The 18,769-nt window shown below is 33.9% G+C and carries 16 protein-coding genes and 1 rRNA gene; 5 read left to right on the plus strand and 12 right to left on the minus strand.

Features of this window, described 5'->3' with window-relative positions; genetic code table 11:
* Nucleotides 1-316 (minus strand): 16S ribosomal RNA (locus ACM55G_RS00005); the annotation flags it as partial.
* Between the two features lie 928 nt (nucleotides 317-1,244).
* Entirely contained in the window at nucleotides 1,245-2,480 is a 1,236-nt protein-coding gene (locus ACM55G_RS00010; RefSeq protein ID WP_416841839.1) for an ABC transporter permease, read from the minus strand.
* Nucleotides 2,481-2,594: 114 nt separating this feature from the next.
* On the opposite strand from ACM55G_RS00010, the gene ACM55G_RS00015 reads away from it, so the two are divergent.
* Nucleotides 2,595-3,812, plus strand: coding sequence for an exo-beta-N-acetylmuramidase NamZ family protein (locus ACM55G_RS00015; protein WP_416841840.1), 1,218 nt, complete (start codon nucleotides 2,595-2,597; stop codon nucleotides 3,810-3,812).
* Between the two features lie 60 nt (nucleotides 3,813-3,872).
* On the opposite strand, the gene ACM55G_RS00020 is transcribed toward ACM55G_RS00015, so the two are convergent.
* Nucleotides 3,873-4,367, minus strand: a complete 495-nt coding sequence (locus ACM55G_RS00020) for a YkgJ family cysteine cluster protein (RefSeq protein ID WP_416841841.1) — start codon at nucleotides 4,365-4,367, stop codon at nucleotides 3,873-3,875.
* Nucleotides 4,368-4,458: 91 nt separating this feature from the next.
* Here ACM55G_RS00020 and ACM55G_RS00025 point away from each other — a divergent pair, with 91 nt between their 5' ends.
* Both ACM55G_RS00025 and ACM55G_RS00030 read left to right on the plus strand, forming a co-directional pair.
* Nucleotides 4,459-5,169: a class I SAM-dependent methyltransferase gene (locus ACM55G_RS00025; protein WP_416841842.1), complete on the plus strand. Its 711-nt coding sequence runs from the start codon at nucleotides 4,459-4,461 to the stop codon at nucleotides 5,167-5,169.
* A 15-nt stretch (nucleotides 5,170-5,184) separates the two neighbouring features.
* A complete protein-coding gene (locus ACM55G_RS00030; protein WP_416841843.1) occupies nucleotides 5,185-5,727 on the plus strand; it encodes a YfiT family bacillithiol transferase in 543 nt (180 codons plus the stop codon).
* Between the two features lie 171 nt (nucleotides 5,728-5,898).
* Here the strand turns inward: ACM55G_RS00030 and ACM55G_RS00035 are convergent, their stop codons facing one another.
* The 7 genes from ACM55G_RS00035 to ACM55G_RS00065 form a co-directional block, all read right to left on the minus strand.
* Nucleotides 5,899-6,531 (minus strand): 7-carboxy-7-deazaguanine synthase QueE, encoded by a 633-nt coding sequence (locus ACM55G_RS00035; protein WP_416841844.1) that lies wholly within the window; start codon nucleotides 6,529-6,531, stop codon nucleotides 5,899-5,901.
* A 256-nt stretch (nucleotides 6,532-6,787) separates the two neighbouring features.
* Nucleotides 6,788-8,458, minus strand: a complete 1,671-nt coding sequence (locus ACM55G_RS00040) for a tetratricopeptide repeat protein (RefSeq protein ID WP_416841845.1) — start codon at nucleotides 8,456-8,458, stop codon at nucleotides 6,788-6,790.
* 17 nt (nucleotides 8,459-8,475) lie between these two features.
* Entirely contained in the window at nucleotides 8,476-9,399 is a 924-nt protein-coding gene (locus ACM55G_RS00045) for a PstS family phosphate ABC transporter substrate-binding protein (protein ID WP_416841846.1), read from the minus strand.
* A gap of 233 nt (nucleotides 9,400-9,632) precedes the next feature.
* Nucleotides 9,633-10,427 carry an energy transducer TonB gene (locus ACM55G_RS00050; protein WP_416841847.1) on the minus strand — a complete coding sequence of 265 codons (795 nt, stop codon included), beginning with the start codon at nucleotides 10,425-10,427 and terminating at the stop codon, nucleotides 9,633-9,635.
* Nucleotides 10,428-10,466: 39 nt separating this feature from the next.
* The gene (locus tag ACM55G_RS00055; protein ID WP_416841848.1) at nucleotides 10,467-11,015 is read right to left on the minus strand and encodes an ExbD/TolR family protein; all 549 of its coding nucleotides are present in this window, start codon (nucleotides 11,013-11,015) and stop codon (nucleotides 10,467-10,469) included.
* A 15-nt stretch (nucleotides 11,016-11,030) separates the two neighbouring features.
* On the minus strand, nucleotides 11,031-11,645 hold the full coding sequence (locus ACM55G_RS00060) for an ExbD/TolR family protein (RefSeq protein ID WP_416841849.1): 615 nt from the start codon (nucleotides 11,643-11,645) through the stop codon (nucleotides 11,031-11,033).
* A gap of 76 nt (nucleotides 11,646-11,721) precedes the next feature.
* A complete protein-coding gene (locus ACM55G_RS00065; protein ID WP_416841850.1) occupies nucleotides 11,722-12,540 on the minus strand; it encodes a MotA/TolQ/ExbB proton channel family protein in 819 nt (272 codons plus the stop codon).
* A gap of 374 nt (nucleotides 12,541-12,914) precedes the next feature.
* Between ACM55G_RS00065 and ACM55G_RS00070 the strand changes: the two genes are divergently transcribed.
* Together ACM55G_RS00070 and ACM55G_RS00075 are read left to right on the plus strand one after the other, a co-directional pair.
* Entirely contained in the window at nucleotides 12,915-14,435 is a 1,521-nt protein-coding gene (locus ACM55G_RS00070) for a helicase HerA-like domain-containing protein (RefSeq protein ID WP_416841851.1), read from the plus strand.
* Between the two features lie 60 nt (nucleotides 14,436-14,495).
* A complete protein-coding gene (locus ACM55G_RS00075; protein WP_416841852.1) occupies nucleotides 14,496-14,858 on the plus strand; it encodes a cupin domain-containing protein in 363 nt (120 codons plus the stop codon).
* A gap of 35 nt (nucleotides 14,859-14,893) precedes the next feature.
* Here ACM55G_RS00075 and ACM55G_RS00080 read toward each other — a convergent pair whose 3' ends face one another.
* Nucleotides 14,894-16,231 carry an FAD-dependent oxidoreductase gene (locus tag ACM55G_RS00080; protein ID WP_416841853.1) on the minus strand — a complete coding sequence of 446 codons (1,338 nt, stop codon included), beginning with the start codon at nucleotides 16,229-16,231 and terminating at the stop codon, nucleotides 14,894-14,896.
* A 59-nt stretch (nucleotides 16,232-16,290) separates the two neighbouring features.
* Nucleotides 16,291-18,684: a penicillin acylase family protein gene (locus ACM55G_RS00085; RefSeq protein WP_416841854.1), complete on the minus strand. Its 2,394-nt coding sequence runs from the start codon at nucleotides 18,682-18,684 to the stop codon at nucleotides 16,291-16,293.
* Nucleotides 18,685-18,769: the final 85 nt, after the last annotated feature.

Here is an 18,769-nt window from a genome sequence, read left to right on the forward strand (position 1 = left end):
AGTACCAGTGTGGGGGATCTCCCTCTCAGGACCCCTACCCATCGTTGCCTTGGTAAGCCGTTACCTTACCAACTAGCTAATGGGACGCATGCTCATCTTTCACCGATAAATCTTTAATATATAAATGATGCCATTCATATATACTATAAGGTATTAATCCAAATTTCTCTGGGCTATCCCTTTGTGAAAGGTAGATTGCATACGCGTTACGCACCCGTGCGCCGGTCTCTGCTCCCTAAGAAGCATACCCCTCGACTTGCATGTGTTAAGCCTGCCGCTAGCGTTCATCCTGAGCCAGGATCAAACTCTTCATCGTATATTGTGTGCTTGAATTGCTTCAAGCTATTGTTATTCGACTAAATTCTAGTGGTTTTTTCAAATCTTTCGATTCTATTACTCTTTATTCTTTTGTCTTGAAATCTCTTTCAAAACGGCTGTCAATTCAATATGTCTAGGAACGTGTTCTTCTTTTTTATAAACTGAATTCTATTCAGTTTCTTTACTCATCGTAACACTCATTAAAGTGTTTCTCAAAGCGGGTGCAAAAGTGCAACTTCTTTTCTTAACCGGCAAGAAATATTTGAAGTTTTTTTTGGAAATTTTTACCTCCTTTTACTTCTTCTTTTCTTATCAGTTTATCAAGGAACTTACCTGTTTTGCGGGGTGCAAATGTAACAAGCGTTTTCTAATCTCACAAGCTTTTTTGAATTTTTTTCGAAAATAAATTCTCTAGTTTAATTCGTATTACTTGTCAGTTTGTTAAAGAACGTCTGCGTTGTTGCGGGTGCAAAAGTAGCCCCTTTATTCGCTTTATCAAGCTTTTTTAAAGCTTTTTTTTGACGTTTTCTTAACTTTATCTTTAAATCCCTGAAAACATGTGTCTTGAAACGAAACTATTTTCCTCTCCCCGGCCCTCTATGAAGGAGAGGGTGACTAAATGGATAAAAAACATGGATGTTATTATGTATAGACAGTAGAAATATAACATTCTAAGCACACAGCCCACTCCTATACATACAAGGTAACACATAAGTAATGTTACTCAGATTTCTCCTTTGTCGAAATGACAAGCTCTATTGAAACGCTACCCGCGTTAGGGATAGCAGCGGAAAGACCGCAGTCCCGCCTTTTTTTTGCGGGACGAGGACTTGAAGCGCATAGCCCGACCCATTATAAAAAAAGAGGCAACTACACATGATGATAATTGCCTCTTTTTTTATAATGGGGAACGCCCAAATAACTATTTAATCAAAACGTATGGCTTTCACCGGTGAAATTTTGGTTATTATGTAGGAAGGAATTAATAATACAAAGAAACAAACGGCGACTGTGAGCAAATTCAATAAAAGGATGTATCCCCAATTTAAATAGACCGGCGCTTGATTGACATAATAGTTTTCGGGATTCAACTGGATTATACCGAATTGCTGCTGGATTAACAATAACGAAATACCAATTAAGTTTCCCCAGAACAACCCTCTCACTATAAGGTAAAAGGCATTGTAAAGAAATATTTTGCGAACTGACCAATTATTGGACCCTAATGCTTTTAAAATACCTATCATTTGGGTTCGCTCCAGGATAAGTACTAAAAGTGCGACAACCATATTAATGGTAGCAACAAGTATCATGACTACTAATATAACAATGATATTGAAATCAAATAACTGAAGCCACTCGAATATGTAACTGTATTTTTCGATTATGGTTTTACTATCCAGTGTTGACGATGTTTGTTCATAGACTTGTTCTCCAATAGACTTAATATTATTAAAATCATTTACAAAAACTTCAAAAGCACCTACCTGATCTGGCGCCCATTTATTAATGCGCTGCATGTGGCGAATGTCGCCAATTACGTAGGTAGCATCGAATTCTTGAAAACCGGAGTTAAAAATTCCTTTGATTTGAAATCTTCGGATGTTGGGTAATTGATTTTGACTTTCCTTTATAAAGAATGTATTGAAGGAATCGCCTACTTTTAAATTCAATCTATTTGCAAGGAATTGTGAAATCAATACTTCTTGATTGACATTTTTTGAAAAATCAGGAAGTTTTCCAGAAACCAGATACTCCTTTATATTATCCCATTTATAATCACTACCCACTCCTTTGAAGATGATTCCCTCAAAAGCAGTTTCGGTTCTGATAATTCCGGCTTTACTAGCGATAGCCTGAACATGACTTACTCCAGAAACAGCTGTGAATTTTGGATAAAAATCTTGTTTTTTAGAAATTGGAACTAATGTGACTTCGGATTGATTGTTGTCGTAATTCGAAATAATGATATGTCCGTTGAAAGCGGAAATTTTTTCTCGGATCTTTTGCTGTAACCCTATCCCAGTCGCTACCGAAACAATCATCATAATCATACCAATCGCAATTGCCGAAATAGCAATTTTTATAATTGGAGCAGAAATGCTACTTTTATAATCTTTAGCAGTGATGAGTCGTTTGGCTATGAAATATTCTAAATTCAATTTGATTCGATTTCTAATTTGGATTTGCTTCGCCAGTTCGCGTCGCTTGTGCCAAAAATACAGTTAAAACACGAATTACACTAATTGGCATTAATTTTATTTGAACCTATACATATGATCCCATTTTTCAAAATATCGCTTTATTTTGTATCTTTAATAATCATTTCGACTTCATGTTCCGCTAGAAAAAAAGATTTAAGAGGAAATGTAAAATCGGATTTAGAAAATAGTAAAAACAATTCAGCAATAGAAATAAAGACTGGAGCCGATAATTATGACAAATATCTACCATTATTAAAGCACAAGAAAATTGGAATTGTAATTAACCAAACCGGAATTCTCTCCAACAAAACACATTTAGTAGATTTTCTTTTAGAAAAAAACATTGACATTCAGAAAATATTTGCACCCGAACACGGTTTTCGCGGCACTGCAGATGCAGGTGAACATGTAATTGATGGAAAAGATTCAAAAACTGGACTCGCTATTATTTCATTGTATGGTGACAATAAAAAACCGAAATCAGAGCAACTGGCTGGCATTGACCTTATGGTTTTCGACTTGCAAGATGTTGGAGCGCGATTTTACACTTATATTTCTTCGTTACATTATATTATGGAGGCTTGTGCCGAAAACAATATTCCGCTGATAATTCTTGACAGACCAAATCCTAACGGAAGTATTGTTGACGGACCTGTTTTAGAAACCGCATTTTCAAGTTTTGTAGGCATGCATCCAATTCCTTTGTTACACGGAATGACCATTGGCGAATATGCTAAAATGATAAATGGACAGAAATGGCTGAAGAACGATGTGCAATGTAAACTGACCGTAATTCCATGTATTAATTACAACCGAAAAATAAATTATAGTTTACCTGTAAAACCTTCGCCAAATATCCCGAATGATCAAGCCGTAAATCTATATGCTAGTTTGTGTCTTTTTGAGGGCACGAATGTAAGTGTGGGGCGCGGAACTGAAAAACAATTCCAAATTTACGGCTCTCCTTACCTGCCAAAAAATGGCTTTAGTTTTATTCCGAAACCAAATTTCGGGGCTCAAAATCCAGTTTACAATGGTATCGAATGCTATGGAGATGATCTATCAAAACATTCAAGAGTAAAACAATTAGAATTAAAGTGGTTAATTAAAGCCTATCAAACCACAACCGACAAATCAAAATTCTTCAATCCCTTTTTTACAAAATTAGCAGGAACTAAAAAACTGCAACAACAAATAGAAAATGGAATATCCGAAAAGGAAATCAGACAAAGCTGGCAGAAAGGACTTATCGAGTTTAAAGAAATGAGAACGAAATATTTGATTTATTAGTCCCCAGCCCTATCCAAAGCTGAGGAGGCCAGACACAAATGTATTATTGTAAACATTAAATTACAGAGGTAATTTCTTTTTCATTTCCTCTACAATATTGAAAGCAGCCGGGCATATCGCTACGTTTTTCAACGTTAAATCCGTGATTTGCTGAAACTTTTTTCGATCTGTATGCGGGAATTCTCTACAAGCTTTAGGACGCACATCATATATCATGCACGCATTCTCATTATCAAGAAAAGTACAGGGTACGCTTTGCAACACATAATCCCGGTCTTCATCGATTTGAAGGTATTGCTCAATAAATTGTTGTGGCTTTTGGCGTAGGTATTTTGAAACACGCTCAATGTCGGCATCCGTAAATAAAGGTCCTGTCGTTTTACAACAATTGGCACACTTTAAACAATTCGTTTTCTTGAATTCGGCATCATGCAAATCTTGCATCACGTAATCTAAATTCTTTGGTGTCTTCTTTTTCAGCTTGTCGAAATACTTTTTGTTTTCGATATGCTTATCTTTGGCTTCTTTAGGAAGATTGTTTATAATCGTATTCATTCGTAGCTTTGTTTTTCGGTTATTCGATAAAACATTCTGCGAAATTACTTAAAACAAATCAACTAATAACCAAATTAACACAGCAACTCTAATGAAAGACCTTTTTGGCAAAGCCATACTTGATTTTCAAACCAATAATTCTCCCGAAGATTTAATAACGGAAACCACTATTTCTGAAGAAGACGAAATGAGCGTCGCCTATTTGTTTCGTTCTTACGATGAAATGCCACAAATGGAACAAAAAGCGTTACAACTTGCCAAAGGTAAAATCCTGGATGTAGGTTGTGGTGCAGGAAGTCATAGTTTATCTTTGCAAAACGAACGCAATTTAGACGTTACTTCTATCGATATTTCTTCGAATGCTATTCAAGCGTGTACCCTTCGCGGACTTAAAAAAGCGAAAGTTCAGGATGTACTGACATTAGAAAACGAGAAATACGACACGATACTCCTATTGATGAATGGTGCTGGAATGTGCGGAAAACTGAAAAACATCCCAAATTTCCTTTTAAAACTAAAATCATTATTGAATCCTGGCGGACAAATTTTGTTGGACAGTTCAGATATAATTTATATGTTTGATGATGATGATGAAGACGGCGGAAAGTGGATTCCTTCCCAAAATGAATATTATGGCGAAATTATTTTTAATATTTCATACAAAGGCGAGAAGGAAAAACCATTCGATTGGATGTTTATTGATTATAACACTTTACAAAATGCTGCTTTAGATAATGGATTTCAATGTGAGTTGATTCTTGAAGGCGAACATTATGATTATTTAGCAAAACTTTCAATTTAAAAAGACCAATTACATATGGAAAATTCAGCACTGGAAAAATTACGTTATCCCATTGGGAAATTTGTTCCGCCGGAAAATTATTCAACCGAATATCTCCATAATAAAATAGCAGCAATCGCAAGTTTCCCAGAACGATTAAAAAAAGAAGTGATTAATTTAACCGAGGAACAACTAGAGACACCATACCGCCAGGATGGTTGGACGATTCGTCAAGTAATTCACCATTGCGCCGATAGTCATATGAATTGTTTCCTTAGAATCAAATGGACATTAACTGAGGACAAACCTGTAATAAAACCTTATTATGAAGATCTTTGGGCGGAATTACATGATAATTTGATGATGCCCATTCAGCCCACACTTTCATTCCTGAATGGATTGCACTTCCGTTTAGCTTATTTAATGAATAGTCTTACCGAAGCTGATTTAGAAAAGTCCTTTATTCATCCGGAACATAACACAACATTTCAATTGAAGACAATAATTGGAACCTATGCTTGGCATGGAAACCACCACTTAGCACATATCATCGAATTGAAAAAACAAAAAGGCTGGTAATTTTAGGAGCTATTTCCAGCTATTCGCTATATCTTTTTTGTCCCATAAAAAAATGAGACAAAAAAGGATGCCGCTGCTATCTGGGCTAGAGGATAGGATTATAAGAAATAACTGAACTATTCATTAATTCAAGACCCCAAACAACAATTAGTTATTTGGGGTTTTGAAGTTTTAAGGAATATTCAAATATTTATGTGTTTGCAGCGAGACGCGCCATTTAGGATTTTTCATTACATAATCAACAATTAACGGAGTCATTTCTTCTTTTTTACTCCATTCTGGTTGAAGGAATAAAATAGCATTATCATTGACTTTTTCTGCTTGCTCTTCGGCAAAAATAAAATCATGTTTGTTGTAAATGATTACTTTTAGCTCGTGTGCATTATCATAAACCGTTTGAGTTGGCAATTTATTCTTCTTTGGAGACAAACAAATCCAATCCCATGTTCCTGTCAAGGGATATGCTCCTGAAGTTTCTATGTGAACTTTTCTACCATTTTGCTTGAGTTTTTGCGTTAACAAACTCATATCCCACATTAAAGGTTCTCCACCAGTAACCACAACAGTTTCTGAATACTTGCTCGCATTAGAAACTATCACATCAATTCCAGTAGGAGGATGTAATTCGGCATTCCAGCTTTCTTTAACATCACACCAATGACAACCAACATCACATCCGCCTATTCTAATAAAGTATGCGGCTGTTCCTGTATGAAATCCTTCTCCTTGAATGGTGTAAAATTCTTCCATCAAAGGGAGCATTGCGCCTTTATTAACTTCTAATTGTATTTCTTTTGATAACATTATTTAATTTTAAAGTGCAAAGATAGTTAATTAGAAAATGAGTAATTTGAAATTTGGAAAATGCTTGCCGAAAAATTACTATTAACAGCTACTTGCCCGATAAAAACGGCAACCTTTTTTAATCCATTTTTTGACCTAAAAGCAAAGCGAATAGCGCGACTAATCACACCAACCAATCCTAACGAATATACTCAAAAAAAAAAAAAAAACCGATAGTTCTTTAGGAGCTATCGGTTTTAATATTTAAAAAATTCTTTTATTTCAAAGTTTGCAATGATTTAGTAGCATACTCATTTGTTGGATCCAGGGCAAGGGTTTTGTTAAAGTATTCAATCGCCTTAGCTTTGTTTGTATTAGCATAACTTGCTGCCGAGTTATTATAAGACTCTATAACTTTTGCTTTTACTGCCTTTTTTTCTATTTCTTCAGGACCTTTATCAGTAACCACTTTGATATAATCTTCATAATATTTCACCATCATGTCATCTTTTTCCAACAATCTATTAGTTCTTGCTCTAAAGATATAAGCATCCTGAGTAGCAGGAGAAGCTTCAATAACATTTCCAAAAGCTAGGTCAGCTTTTTGCAATGCAATAGGATCAGGTTTCACAACATCTTTTCTAGTATTGTCATAATATAATGAGTTTCCTAAATAAAAATTGTCAAGTAAATAATTTCTAGATTCTTTATTCATTACAGCAATTTCATAAATCGCACCTGCTTCTTTGAATAGTCTTTGTTCATACAATTTCTTTCCTATATCAGCTAGATTATTAGTGATTGTAATTTCCATTTCAACAGCTTTCTTAACATCTAAAATACCATTATTAAAAAGAGTTGGGTCAACTGTTTTACCATCAGCACTTATTGCCTTTTGAATTTTCGCAAAACCTAAATATTGATAATCAACGGCAAGTACTTTATTTCCAGGATTTCCAATGAAACTTTCTAATGATTGAATTGCCACATCAGCATTTCCATTTTCATATGCTGCGAAACCTAAATAACGTAAAATTCTAGGATTTACTTTATCTAATTCTTTCATTTTATTAGCTTCAATTTCTAATGCTTTATAATCACCGGCTAAGATTAAAAAGTCAGCATGACGCATACGAGAGGCCAAAGAATAATCTGTCAAACTCATGTATTTTTCATAAAAATCTAATGCTTTTTGAAGGTAATCTTTACTTTTAGATGGTTCATTTCTTCCCCATAAGTAATAAGTCTCGGCTAATTCACGGTAAACTGGTCCGTAATTTGCATTTGTAGCAATTACATTATCATAAGCTTTTACCGCTTCAGTATATGCTTTAGCCCCTTTCAGTAATACCCCTAACTGCATTTTTGCTCTTATCAAAGTTGGATCAACTTGAAATGCATCACGATAAGCTACGTAAGCTTCATTCTGATTTTTATCACCATAAAAAGCATTTCCTAATTCAAGTAGAACTTGCCCATCTTGAGGATTATTAATTTTGGCTCTACTTAAAACAGATAGTGCACTTTTATAATCAGGTTTATTCGCAGCCATGTAAGCTTTGGCGATGTAGATATATTCTTCTACATCTTTCTTTTTCATATCTTTGGAAGCCAAAGCAAAATTAGCTTGTGCAGCAACAACATTTCCATTGTCTAAATCCAATTGACCTAATCCAATATAATTAAGTTTAGCACTTTCAGTACCACTCAATCCTTTTTGAAAATAGATTTTAGCACTGTCCGATACGTTTTGTGTAAGATAAACATTCCCTAAAAGAAAAGCCGCTTTTCCATTAGATGGTTTAGAATTTATAATTGATTTTAAAATCGATTTTGCACTATCGAATTGTTCTGCGTCAATTGCTTTCTTTGCCTGATTCAAATCTTGAGCTTGACTTACGGTTACCGAAGCCAATAAAGCAACACTAAAAAATTTAAATTTATTCATCTTTAATTGTAGTTAATTTATTTTTTATCGTTTTCAATTTGTTTTCTAATTTTAATATTCCTGCTGGGTATACGAACAGGAAGCAAACCAGATTTTAAAATTATTCTTTGTCCAATATCCCCTGCAACGAATGAAGCAAAGCCCATTCCTAAACCTGAATATCCTTGACAATTGATTATGTACAAATCGCGTGCCAAAGTGTACTTGCCTTCGGCTATATTATTTTGGGAAGGAGTGTAGGACTTATCACTTTTATCTCCTATTACGCCTAAAGTATTTACATTATCGACAAATTTTTGCATCGCTGGCATAGGTTGAGAAAGCCAATTAACTCCTACGACCCCAATCATACCATCATTTTCAGAGACATATTTAATAACGTCATCATTAGTTTTAAATGAAAAAACACCTTTTTCAGGTATTGCGTTTAATCCTGCAAGTGAGTTCATATATCTTACTGTGCTAGAATTTGGGTTATCAAAGACCAATCCTTTAATGGATGCAACTTGTTTTCCTTGCATAAACTTTATAACATCTTTCAACGCTACAATAGTATCCTTATTATTTTTATTAGAGATAAAAGCAATTGCGTCTGTAGCAAACACTGTTACTTTAGGAATAATTTTTCTCTGATCAAAAATACTAAGTTCCTTATTTGTCAAATTTCTTGACAAAATAGCAATTGCCGCTTTTTTGTTAAATAAAGAATTAACTGTTTCAGATTCTGATTTTGAAATAAGTTTTATTTTAGCTTCATAATTACTTTCAAAAACGGCTACTTGATCTTCAACAATAGGAGTCAAAGTTTCATCAACATAGATCGTTGTAGTGCCTTTAATAATGGTTTCCTTCTCTTTTGAACTATTAGCTTGATTACAAGCAAACAATAAAAAAATTACTGCAAAAAAAATAAAATACGGAAGTTTAATATAATTTTTCATAATCTAGTTTTTATTATCATTTATAATTCGAAAAAATCTTATAGAAGAGTATACGATAAGTAAAACACCAAAAGCAATTCTATAAGTAGGTTGAATTGTTAAAGGAAAATTCTTCATAAAGATAATCAATAAACCTAAAACGAGATAAACTAGAAAAAACAAAATTCCTAAAACAAGAAGAAATCGCTCTTTAAGCGATTTCTTCTTAATATTATTTACTATGTTATTTAACATTATTCTGCAGTTTGAATAGTAATAGGAAGAGAATAAAGTACTCTTACTGGTTTACCATTTTGCTCTCCAGGTTTCCATCTAGGACATTTGTTTAATACACGGATAGCTTCTTTTCCCGTACCGTAACCAATATCTCTGATTACTTTGATGTCAGTTAATGAACCATCTTTTTCTACAACAAAAGTAACATAAACTTTACCTTTTAAGCCTTCTTCTTCTGGAGTTTGATAATTTTTACCAACATATGCGTAAAACTTTTCCATTCCTCCTGGAAAATCTGGTTTAACCTCGATACCTGCAGTATTATAAATTTGATTATCCTCAGCAATTACTGCACTCGGACCATTACCAACTGGCTCAACAGATAATTCAGCATCTGGATCTCCTTTAATAGTTTCAGCACCTAGTTTTTTGTCTTTTATTTCAACAATTTTTGGTGGCTCTTCAGTAACCTCATCTGCCTTAGCTACAACTGGCTTAACAAATTTAACCTGATCGACTTTTGGAGGAGGAGGAGGAGGAGGAGGAAGATTCTTTTTAACTTCTTCTTTCTTAGGTGGCAACTTTACCGTAGTAATTTTAGTATCTAAAACCTCGGAATCATCTGAAGTATTAGGAATAAGACTCATGATAAGCGGGGCACTGACAGCAAGAGCGAAAACAATTGCGCCAAGCACAAGAGCTTTAACCATAGTCTTGTTATTTGATTTTCTTAGCTCATAAGCGCCATAGGCCTTATTACGACCTTCGAATACAATATCAAGCCATTGGTTTGTGAAAATATCTAATTTCATTTTTCTTAGTTATTAGGTTATTAAGTAATAAGATAAATCTTATTTACCTTCTAACAATTTTTGTTCCTCTGGAGTAAAATCATTTACAATTGCATAAGTTGGAACGTCAACAATCGCCATTTCATCTAGAATATCTACTAAATTGCGGTAATTTGATTTTTTGCTTGGTTTGATAATTACAATCATTCCTTTATCTTTCTTACCTGTGTATTCTAAAACTGATTTTTTTCTCTTCAATAATTCTTTACGAATCCCTTCTTTACCATAAGAAATATCGCTAGGACCAGCTATTGGAGTTGCCAATAAGCCCATATAATATGTCATTTTATCATTATCACCTAATAATACAGTCATAGTACGGTTCTCATCAACTTTAATTGGCTTTTCCTTCTTTTCATCGTCTTCTTTATCCGGCAAACCCAAAGGCATTGATTGTGGTTTAGATAGCGTAGTTGTTAGCATAAAAAAAGTAATTAACAAGAAAGCTAAATCCACCATAGCAGTTAAATCTACTTTTGAATTTGATTTTTTACTTCTTACTTTTCCACCTTTTTTGCCACCACCGTCGCCAGTATTTAATTCAGCCATTTTAGTGTATTTTTTTTAGTTTTTTTCTTTTGCTCTTAAACCCGTAACTAAGTTGAAGCTATTGATTTTTTGATCTTGTAAAATATCCATAACTTTTAATATAGCTGGATATTCTTCTTTTGCATCACCTTTTATAGCAAACTGCAATTCCTTGTCATCGACCTCAATATTTGCTATACGTGCATTGTAGATCCATTCTTTCAATTGATTATCAAGTGAATCTTTAGGAATACCCGGCTGCAACCCTTCTTTACTTCGCTCAGCGGTTTTCATTGCAATAAGCTGCTTTAAATTAGAAATTGGAACACCAATTCCTTCCATTAATGCAAATTTTGATGATTCATCATCTGTAAATGCAACACCGTATTTTTGCCCCATCAACTCAAGTGTTCTTTTACGAACTTCTCTACCTTTCAAGTCAAAAAATACTTTTCCTTTTCCAACAGTAATAGTCGCTAAATCCGTATCCGGCAACTTTGACTGAACTGTTGAAGCAGGCGTATCTACTGGTAACGCTTCTGGAATCTTAGCTGTAGCTGTCAAAATAAAGAAAGTCAGCAAAAGAAAAGCCACATCACACATAGCGGTCATATCAATAGACGCTGCTTTTTTGGACATTTTTATAGCCATTAATATATTTTTTTACATTTATAAGAAAATAGCTCTTTCAAAAAGACTGCTATTTTCTTACAAACTAAATTATTAATTATTTTTGTGTACTTCTGTAGTGTCTGTAAGTATTTACAATTGTATTACCTGCCTCATCAATAGAATAAGTCAAAGTATCAATTTTAGAAGTAAAAAAGTTGTAAGCAACAATTGCTAATGCTGAAGTAGCAATACCTGTTGCAGTGTTGATCAATGCTTCAGAAATACCGTTTGCAAGCGCAGCTTGATCTGGAGTTCCAGCAGCAGCCAAAGCACCAAATGCTTTAATCATCCCAGTTACTGTTCCTAACAAACCAGCAAGTGTTCCTAGTGAAACTAAAGTAGAAAGAATAGTCATGTGTTTTTCTAACATTGGCATTTCTAATGAAGTAGCTTCTTCAATTTCTTTGTGGATAGTTTCAGCAGCAGCTTCGCTATCTAAACCTTCTTTTTTAACATCTTGATATTTTAACAAAGCTGATTTTATTGCATTTGCTACAGACCCTTTTTGTTTATCACACAAAGCAATAGCTCCATCGATATCCCCTGTAGTAATGTTTCCCTGAACATTTTTCATAAACTGATCAAGATTTCCTTTACCAGAAGCTTTTGAAATTACTGCAAAACGCTCAAATGAAAACACAATAACCATTAACAAACATCCCAATAAAATAGGTACGATAGGACCTCCTTTATATACCATTGCTAAATAATTCCCAGGGATTGGGTGACCTGTGTTGACACCACCTTCAAAGTTAGCACCATTACCCATTATAAAATTCCAAATTATCCATCCAACAAAAACACATGCTACAATAATGATTCCTGAAATCATTCCTCCACCTTTTGAACCGTTTTCTTTTTTAACGTTTGCCATTTTTTTTAATTTTAATAGTTTTAAATAATTTAAACTTTTAGTTATAATAAACTTGTAGTGGAGCAAATTTATATTTTTAGTTTAAATAAAAAAACTTTTTTTAATTTTATTATAATTAATTTTATTCCCAACAAATATTCGTTGATTTAAAATTTGCATTTATATCAAAATTCACAAGTTAATTAGCTATTTCATAAAAAAAAACACACTGTTTTATGATATATTAATATAATATTTCAAAATCTAGATTGAAACAGTTGAAAATATTTTTTTTTATTATTAACAGTAAAAAAGCACGAAAACTGCAGTTAACACTTTATTAATAGATATTGTAAAAATTTATACCTTACAAATGATTTAAATTTATCCTTATTATGAGCAGAAAAGAAGATTTTATACAACATATAAATAATGGCTATATTTCTAAAGGAGAAAGCCTTATTTTGGGCGGAGCGATGCTTGACGGAGAGGCTTTGGCTGATACTCCTGTAAAAATACCATTAAAATCCTTGAACAGACATGGATTGATTGCCGGAGCAACTGGGACTGGAAAAACTAAAACTATTCAAGTACTTTCAGAACAGTTATCCTCCTTTGGAATTCCTGTACTAATGATGGACATAAAAGGAGATTTTAGCGGAATTGCAAAAGAAGGGGAAGAAAAACCTTTTATTATTGAACGCCATACTAGAATTAACATCCCTTACAGTGTGTCAAGCTTTCCTGTTGAACTATTGACCCTATCAGAACAAAACGGAGTTCGTCTTCGCGCAACAATATCGGAGTTTGGACCCGTATTGTTTTCTAGAATATTAGGATTGAATGATACCCAAGCCAGTGTAATAGCAGTAATTTTTAAATATTGTGATGATAACAAAATGCCTATATTGGATCTTAAAGACATTAAAAAAATAATTAATTATATCACTGAAGAAGGAAAAGAAGGAATTTCAGCTGATTACGGGAAAATTTCTACTTCAACTACCGGGATTATTCTTAGAAAAATAGTTGAATTGGAACAACAAGGAGCTGACTTTTTTTTTGGAGAAATGTCTTTTGACATTCATGATTTAATGCGCATTGATGAAAATGGCAAAGGGTATGTGAATATCTTGCGTTTGACTGACATTCAGGATAAACCAAAATTATTTTCGACATTTATGTTGAGTTTGCTGGCTGAAATCTACCAACGAATGCCTGAAAAAGGAGATGTGGACCAACCTGAATTGGTGATTTTCATTGATGAAGCCCATTTAATATTTAATGAAGCCAGCAAAGCATTATTAGAACAAATAGAAACAATCATAAAACTCATTCGTTCGAAGGGAATTGGGATTTATTTTATTACCCAAAATCCTATGGATATACCAAGTGGTATTTTGGCACAATTAGGTTTAAAAATACAACATGCCTTAAGGGCTTTTACGGCAAATGACAGACAAGCGATAAAACAAACAGCCGATAATTATCCAACATCTGAATATTATAAAACCGATGAAGTATTGACTAGCCTTGGAATTGGAGAAGCCTTAGTTACCGCACTGAACGAAAAAGGAATTCCTACTCCGCTTGCAGCAACAATGATGCGTGCACCTATGAGCAGAATGGATATTTTGACTGAAAGTGAGATTCAAGAAATCAATGCTAAATCGAAACTGGTAAAAAAATACAGCGAACTTATTGATCGCGAAAGCGCTTACGAAATGCTCAATAAAAAAATCGCTGGTATCGAACACGAAGCTACAGAACAAGAGCAAAAAAAAACAACTGAGAAAGAAGCAAATAGTGGTCCAAGTACAGCAACTGTTGTAGGGAAATCCGTTTTGAAAGTATTGACAAGTGCTACTTTTATAAGAGGCGCATTTGGTATTTTAACAAAAATGTTCAAAAAATAAATTCTGCATACCCTTTTAGAATTAAATTTCTTAAAGCGTATTTCAAAAATAATATTAAAAATGAAAAAATATTTTATTCAAAAAACACCTTTTGTAGTTCCTACAACAGACGGTAAATTAATAGAAGAACATCACGGAAATGCAACCACAAACAATCCTGAAATTTCAATCGCACACATGATTGCTCCACCTAAGTGGAGTGAACCTTTCCAAACCCCCGAATTTGAAGAATACACCTATATTATAAAAGGAAAAAAGCAATTTATCATTGAAGATGAAATTGTTATTCTTGAAGCTGGCCAATCTATAAAAATTGAAAAAAACACTCGGGTGCAATATTCTAATCCTTTTAACGAACCGTGTGAATATATTGCTATTTGCAAACCTGCTTTCGATTTCACAAAAGTACACCGTGAGGAATAAGCACCGGCACAAGAGCGAAAAAACCATCTTAAAAACTATTGTAACAACTCCAAAATTTTATTCTCAACTACTTCGCTATTCCAAATTTTATCAATATTTTCCATTTTTAAAACTTCCTCCATAATAGCATTTTGATAGTCCCCAATCGCTAAAGCTTCGGCATAAGGACGATCACTAAAAGTTACTCTGCTATAAAGCGGAATCCATTTATCAGGATGTTTATCCGAAAATGATTTCTCAATTTTCTTTTGCAATAGGAATTTTTCGTCAGCTGTTTTGGAACTCATTTCCATAAAATTACGATATGAAAGTTCCGCAATCGCATCCGCATTTGGTTTACGGGATTTTTGATATTCCGAAAAAATGATTTTCCAGTCGTCGCCGTACTTTTCAATCATTTCATAAAGTATAGAAATATCTTCAAAACCTGCGTTCATTCCTTGTCCATAAAAAGGTACAATCGCATGGCATGCATCGCCAATTAAGGCAATTTTATCTTCATAAGTCCAAGGATAACACTTCATAGTTACCAAGGTACTCGTTGGGTTTTTGAAGAAATCTTCGGTCAATTTTGGAATCACATCAACAGTATCCGGTAAATTCTTTTCAAAGAAAGCTTCCACTTCTTTTTTATTTTTCAACGAGGTAAAAGAATTTTCCCCTTCAAATGGCATAAATAAGGTACACGTAAAACTACCATCTAAATTAGGTAATGCAATCAACATGTATTCGCCTCTAGGCCAAATATGAAAAGAATTCTTGTCTAATTTATGAGTTGCATCCGAATTTGCTGGAATATTTAATTCCTTATATCCTATGGGTAAAAATTCTTGTGAATAATCAAACATACTTTGACGTTGCATGCGGTGGCGAATTCTAGAAAAAGCGCCATCAGCACCAAAAACCATATCGTATTTTTTGTCTTCCCAAGCACCTCTTTCGGTTTCACCAATATGTAAAGTCGCATCGTCTAAGGTTACATCCCAAATTTTATGTTCAAAAAAGAATTGGGCTCCTGCGGCTTCCGCCAAATCAATCATCTTCCTATTCAGAGTTCCTCTCGAAATCGAATAAATAGATTCTCCTTCTTGTCCATAATTTTGAAAATTAAGTTTGTCTACAAGATGAATCGCCCGCTTATCCATAGGAATAGCAATTTCGCGCACCGCATCTCCCACTCCAACACCGTCCAGCGCTTTCCAGCCTCGGTTAGACATCGCTAAATTAATGGAACGGCCGGAGAACTCAATTTGTCTAATATCTGGACTTCTATCATAAACATGAACGACATGCCCTGCTTTACGAAGGTAAATAGCTAATAAAGATCCGACTAATCCGGAACCTACAACCGCTATTTTTTTGGGAGTTTGCATTAATTTCTTATAAAAAGTTAGGCAAAATTACTGATTTATTATTTTAAGAACTTTAAAAACTATTCTTTTTTATGCGGAATAAAGACCAATTTTGTTGAAGTTCTAACGATTTCCCTCTTGTTTAGTTTCATTCTTCTAAATTTTCCTGCATTGTATAGCTCTGCCTGATCACTATAGTGTGCACTAAATGGATTTCCGGATTGTCCCGTTGGTAGTATACTCCAGCTGTTTTCTATATCAGAAAAATCAATAATTCTTCTCGTAGAAGGGCCAGCTGAAACCTTATAATTACCATTTTCTGAAAATCCAAACATTTGATTATTGATTACCTCATTTGAACCTGAAACTTCAAAAGGCCCTACGTTAAAAAAATTTCTTAGCACCTCTATTTTTCCTAATGGGTGCTGATGTTCCAGCGTATGCACTTTATTCCAAGTCCAAGCCGGAACTGCATTTCCCAATTGTTTTTCTAAATCCGAAATAGCCTCTTTAAACGATTGTGACAGAATTTGACTTCTGGTTTCTTTTATATTTTTACTGGCAATATTGTCCCACCAAAGTGACACTGGATTTGCCATTTGTTTGGCAATTATTTGTTTCATAATATGAGTTGCCATAAATTGCTTAAAATGAACTTCTTCAAGTTCGTCTTCAAAAGTATTTTTCAAATACAAATAAACCCATTTATTATAAATCGTTGGTGATACATCTCCAAGATTATTAGATCCATTCCAAATTTTCAGAATATCGATCGCTTTTTTTTCGTTTTTAGAAAGTGTATTATAATTAACACACGAAATTAAAGTTCCAACTACTTCTGGAGCGACTGATGAAGTATTATCAAAAATCATTTTACTGACAGATTTTTTATCCCAATCTGATTTTGGGTTTAATAATTGCGTAATTCTTTTAGCTCTGTCTTCGGGAAGATAATAGCCAGGATACAAAAACCCATCAATTGGTTCGGGTTGATTATTAGCAGAATAAACATAATTCCAATTAGGATTCACCGCCGAAGGGTTTTTGGAGAAATCCAAATATTCAGCAATATCATCTTTACCATTGGCCCCATCCAGAATAAAATTAGTATTTACGCCTTTATTGTGTTTGTATAATTTCCCGGTTGCCCACCAAGCCACATTACCTTTGGCATCACCGTACATGATATTCAGTCCCGGCGCAGCTATTAAAGCTACTCCTTTTTGGAAATCGGTTATATTTTTAGCATGAGAAAGTCGGTATACCGCATCGAGTATCTGAATGGGTTGTTGTGTATAAATCCACGACATCGCAACTGGTTTATTTTTATTTAAACCATCAATTAAATCATTCATAATGGGACCATGACAGCTCACTTTTACATTCAAAACTACATCAACACTGTCTTTTACTTTTATAATTTTTTTTCTAATTTCATACGCATTGAAACCATTTGGCATTTTGTAAGCATTAGCATCTTTTGGATTATTTTCTTCTTGGTAGAAATCAATATCATCATTTTCAAACATCGTCAAACCATATGCATATTCACGATTGTGACCCAACAAAGGATACGGAGTTCCTGCCAAATAAGAGCCATACAATTCAAAATCAGGCGCTATAATATGTGCTTCATACCAAGTTCCCGGTTGCGAAAAACCAATATGTGGATCATTCGCAAAAATAACTTTCCCCTTTTTGGTTTTCTTCGGAGCTATAACCCAACTATTACTCCCAATAAAGGGAGGAATTGGTGATTGATCTAAAAGCGAAGCTATAGACTTTCCAATAGCGATATATTCTTGTGGAGTTTCTTTGGCATTTTTAATTCGGGTGCTATTGAAAGAACTATCAGTTCCAAAATCCTTTAGATACTCCATTCCGTATTTATTCCGAATATCTGTCAATAATGGATCCGTTTTTTGAGCCATCGCAAAACTAAAAGACATGTATCCAAAAATATTATAAACATCTTTTATGGTGAATTTCTTTTTTTCAACCCCGAATAAACTGAATTCTACTGGTGTTTTTCCCTCCTCCATGTATTGATTAATTCCATCCAAATAAGCAATCGTCAATTGATAACTTAGACTATTTTTATCCAATGCCGCAATCGCTTTTTGAGAAGCCTCTTCGATTCCGAGACCCGCAAAAAAGACATCATTTTTCAACGTTACCGAACCAAAAATCTCTGACAATCGTCCCGGAGCAATGCGTCGCATCAATTCCATTTGCCATAATCGATCTTGTGCATGTACATAACCCAAAGCTTCCATAGCATCCTTTGAGTTATTGGCATAAATATGAGGCACTCCAAATTCATCAAAATATACCGTTGTTTCTTTCTGAATATTTTTCAGTTTTACTTTACCCTCATATTTAGGTTTTAGATAAAAACCATAAACAATTAAAGTTATTATTATAATCATTACTACTGAAAGTAAAACCAGAAGGATTTTTTTAAGTTTTTTCATTTGGAAAAATTGGTAAACAAATATAGGATTTGAAAGTTATTTTAAATTATTTATTTTCATTGCTTTTGGATACTAAAATGTTGTT

Origin of the sequence: Flavobacterium algoriphilum (genome assembly GCF_048158655.1) — a bacterium.
Lineage (GTDB): Bacteria > Bacteroidota > Bacteroidia > Flavobacteriales > Flavobacteriaceae > Flavobacterium > Flavobacterium algoriphilum.

Excerpts from the sequence above, each read along its gene's own strand:
- ACM55G_RS00025 (WP_416841842.1), top strand. The coding sequence starts at position 4,459 with ATGAAAGACCTTTTTGGCAAAGCCATACTTGATTTTCAAACCAATAAT.
- ACM55G_RS00075 (WP_416841852.1), top strand. The coding sequence starts at position 14,496 with ATGAAAAAATATTTTATTCAAAAAACACCTTTTGTAGTTCCTACAACA.
- ACM55G_RS00080 (WP_416841853.1), bottom strand. The coding sequence starts at position 16,231 with ATGCAAACTCCCAAAAAAATAGCGGTTGTAGGTTCCGGATTAGTCGGA.
- ACM55G_RS00040 (WP_416841845.1), bottom strand. The coding sequence starts at position 8,458 with ATGAATAAATTTAAATTTTTTAGTGTTGCTTTATTGGCTTCGGTAACC.
- ACM55G_RS00055 (WP_416841848.1), bottom strand. The coding sequence starts at position 11,015 with ATGGCTGAATTAAATACTGGCGACGGTGGTGGCAAAAAAGGTGGAAAA.
- ACM55G_RS00070 (WP_416841851.1), top strand. The coding sequence starts at position 12,915 with ATGAGCAGAAAAGAAGATTTTATACAACATATAAATAATGGCTATATT.
- ACM55G_RS00030 (WP_416841843.1), top strand. The coding sequence starts at position 5,185 with ATGGAAAATTCAGCACTGGAAAAATTACGTTATCCCATTGGGAAATTT.
- ACM55G_RS00050 (WP_416841847.1), bottom strand. The coding sequence starts at position 10,427 with ATGAAATTAGATATTTTCACAAACCAATGGCTTGATATTGTATTCGAA.
- ACM55G_RS00060 (WP_416841849.1), bottom strand. The coding sequence starts at position 11,645 with ATGGCTATAAAAATGTCCAAAAAAGCAGCGTCTATTGATATGACCGCT.
- ACM55G_RS00035 (WP_416841844.1), bottom strand. The coding sequence starts at position 6,531 with ATGTTATCAAAAGAAATACAATTAGAAGTTAATAAAGGCGCAATGCTC.
- ACM55G_RS00045 (WP_416841846.1), bottom strand. The coding sequence starts at position 9,399 with ATGAAAAATTATATTAAACTTCCGTATTTTATTTTTTTTGCAGTAATT.
- ACM55G_RS00020 (WP_416841841.1), bottom strand. The coding sequence starts at position 4,367 with ATGAATACGATTATAAACAATCTTCCTAAAGAAGCCAAAGATAAGCAT.
- ACM55G_RS00015 (WP_416841840.1), top strand. The coding sequence starts at position 2,595 with ATGATCCCATTTTTCAAAATATCGCTTTATTTTGTATCTTTAATAATC.
- ACM55G_RS00065 (WP_416841850.1), bottom strand. The coding sequence starts at position 12,540 with ATGGCAAACGTTAAAAAAGAAAACGGTTCAAAAGGTGGAGGAATGATT.
- ACM55G_RS00085 (WP_416841854.1), bottom strand. The coding sequence starts at position 18,684 with ATGAAAAAACTTAAAAAAATCCTTCTGGTTTTACTTTCAGTAGTAATG.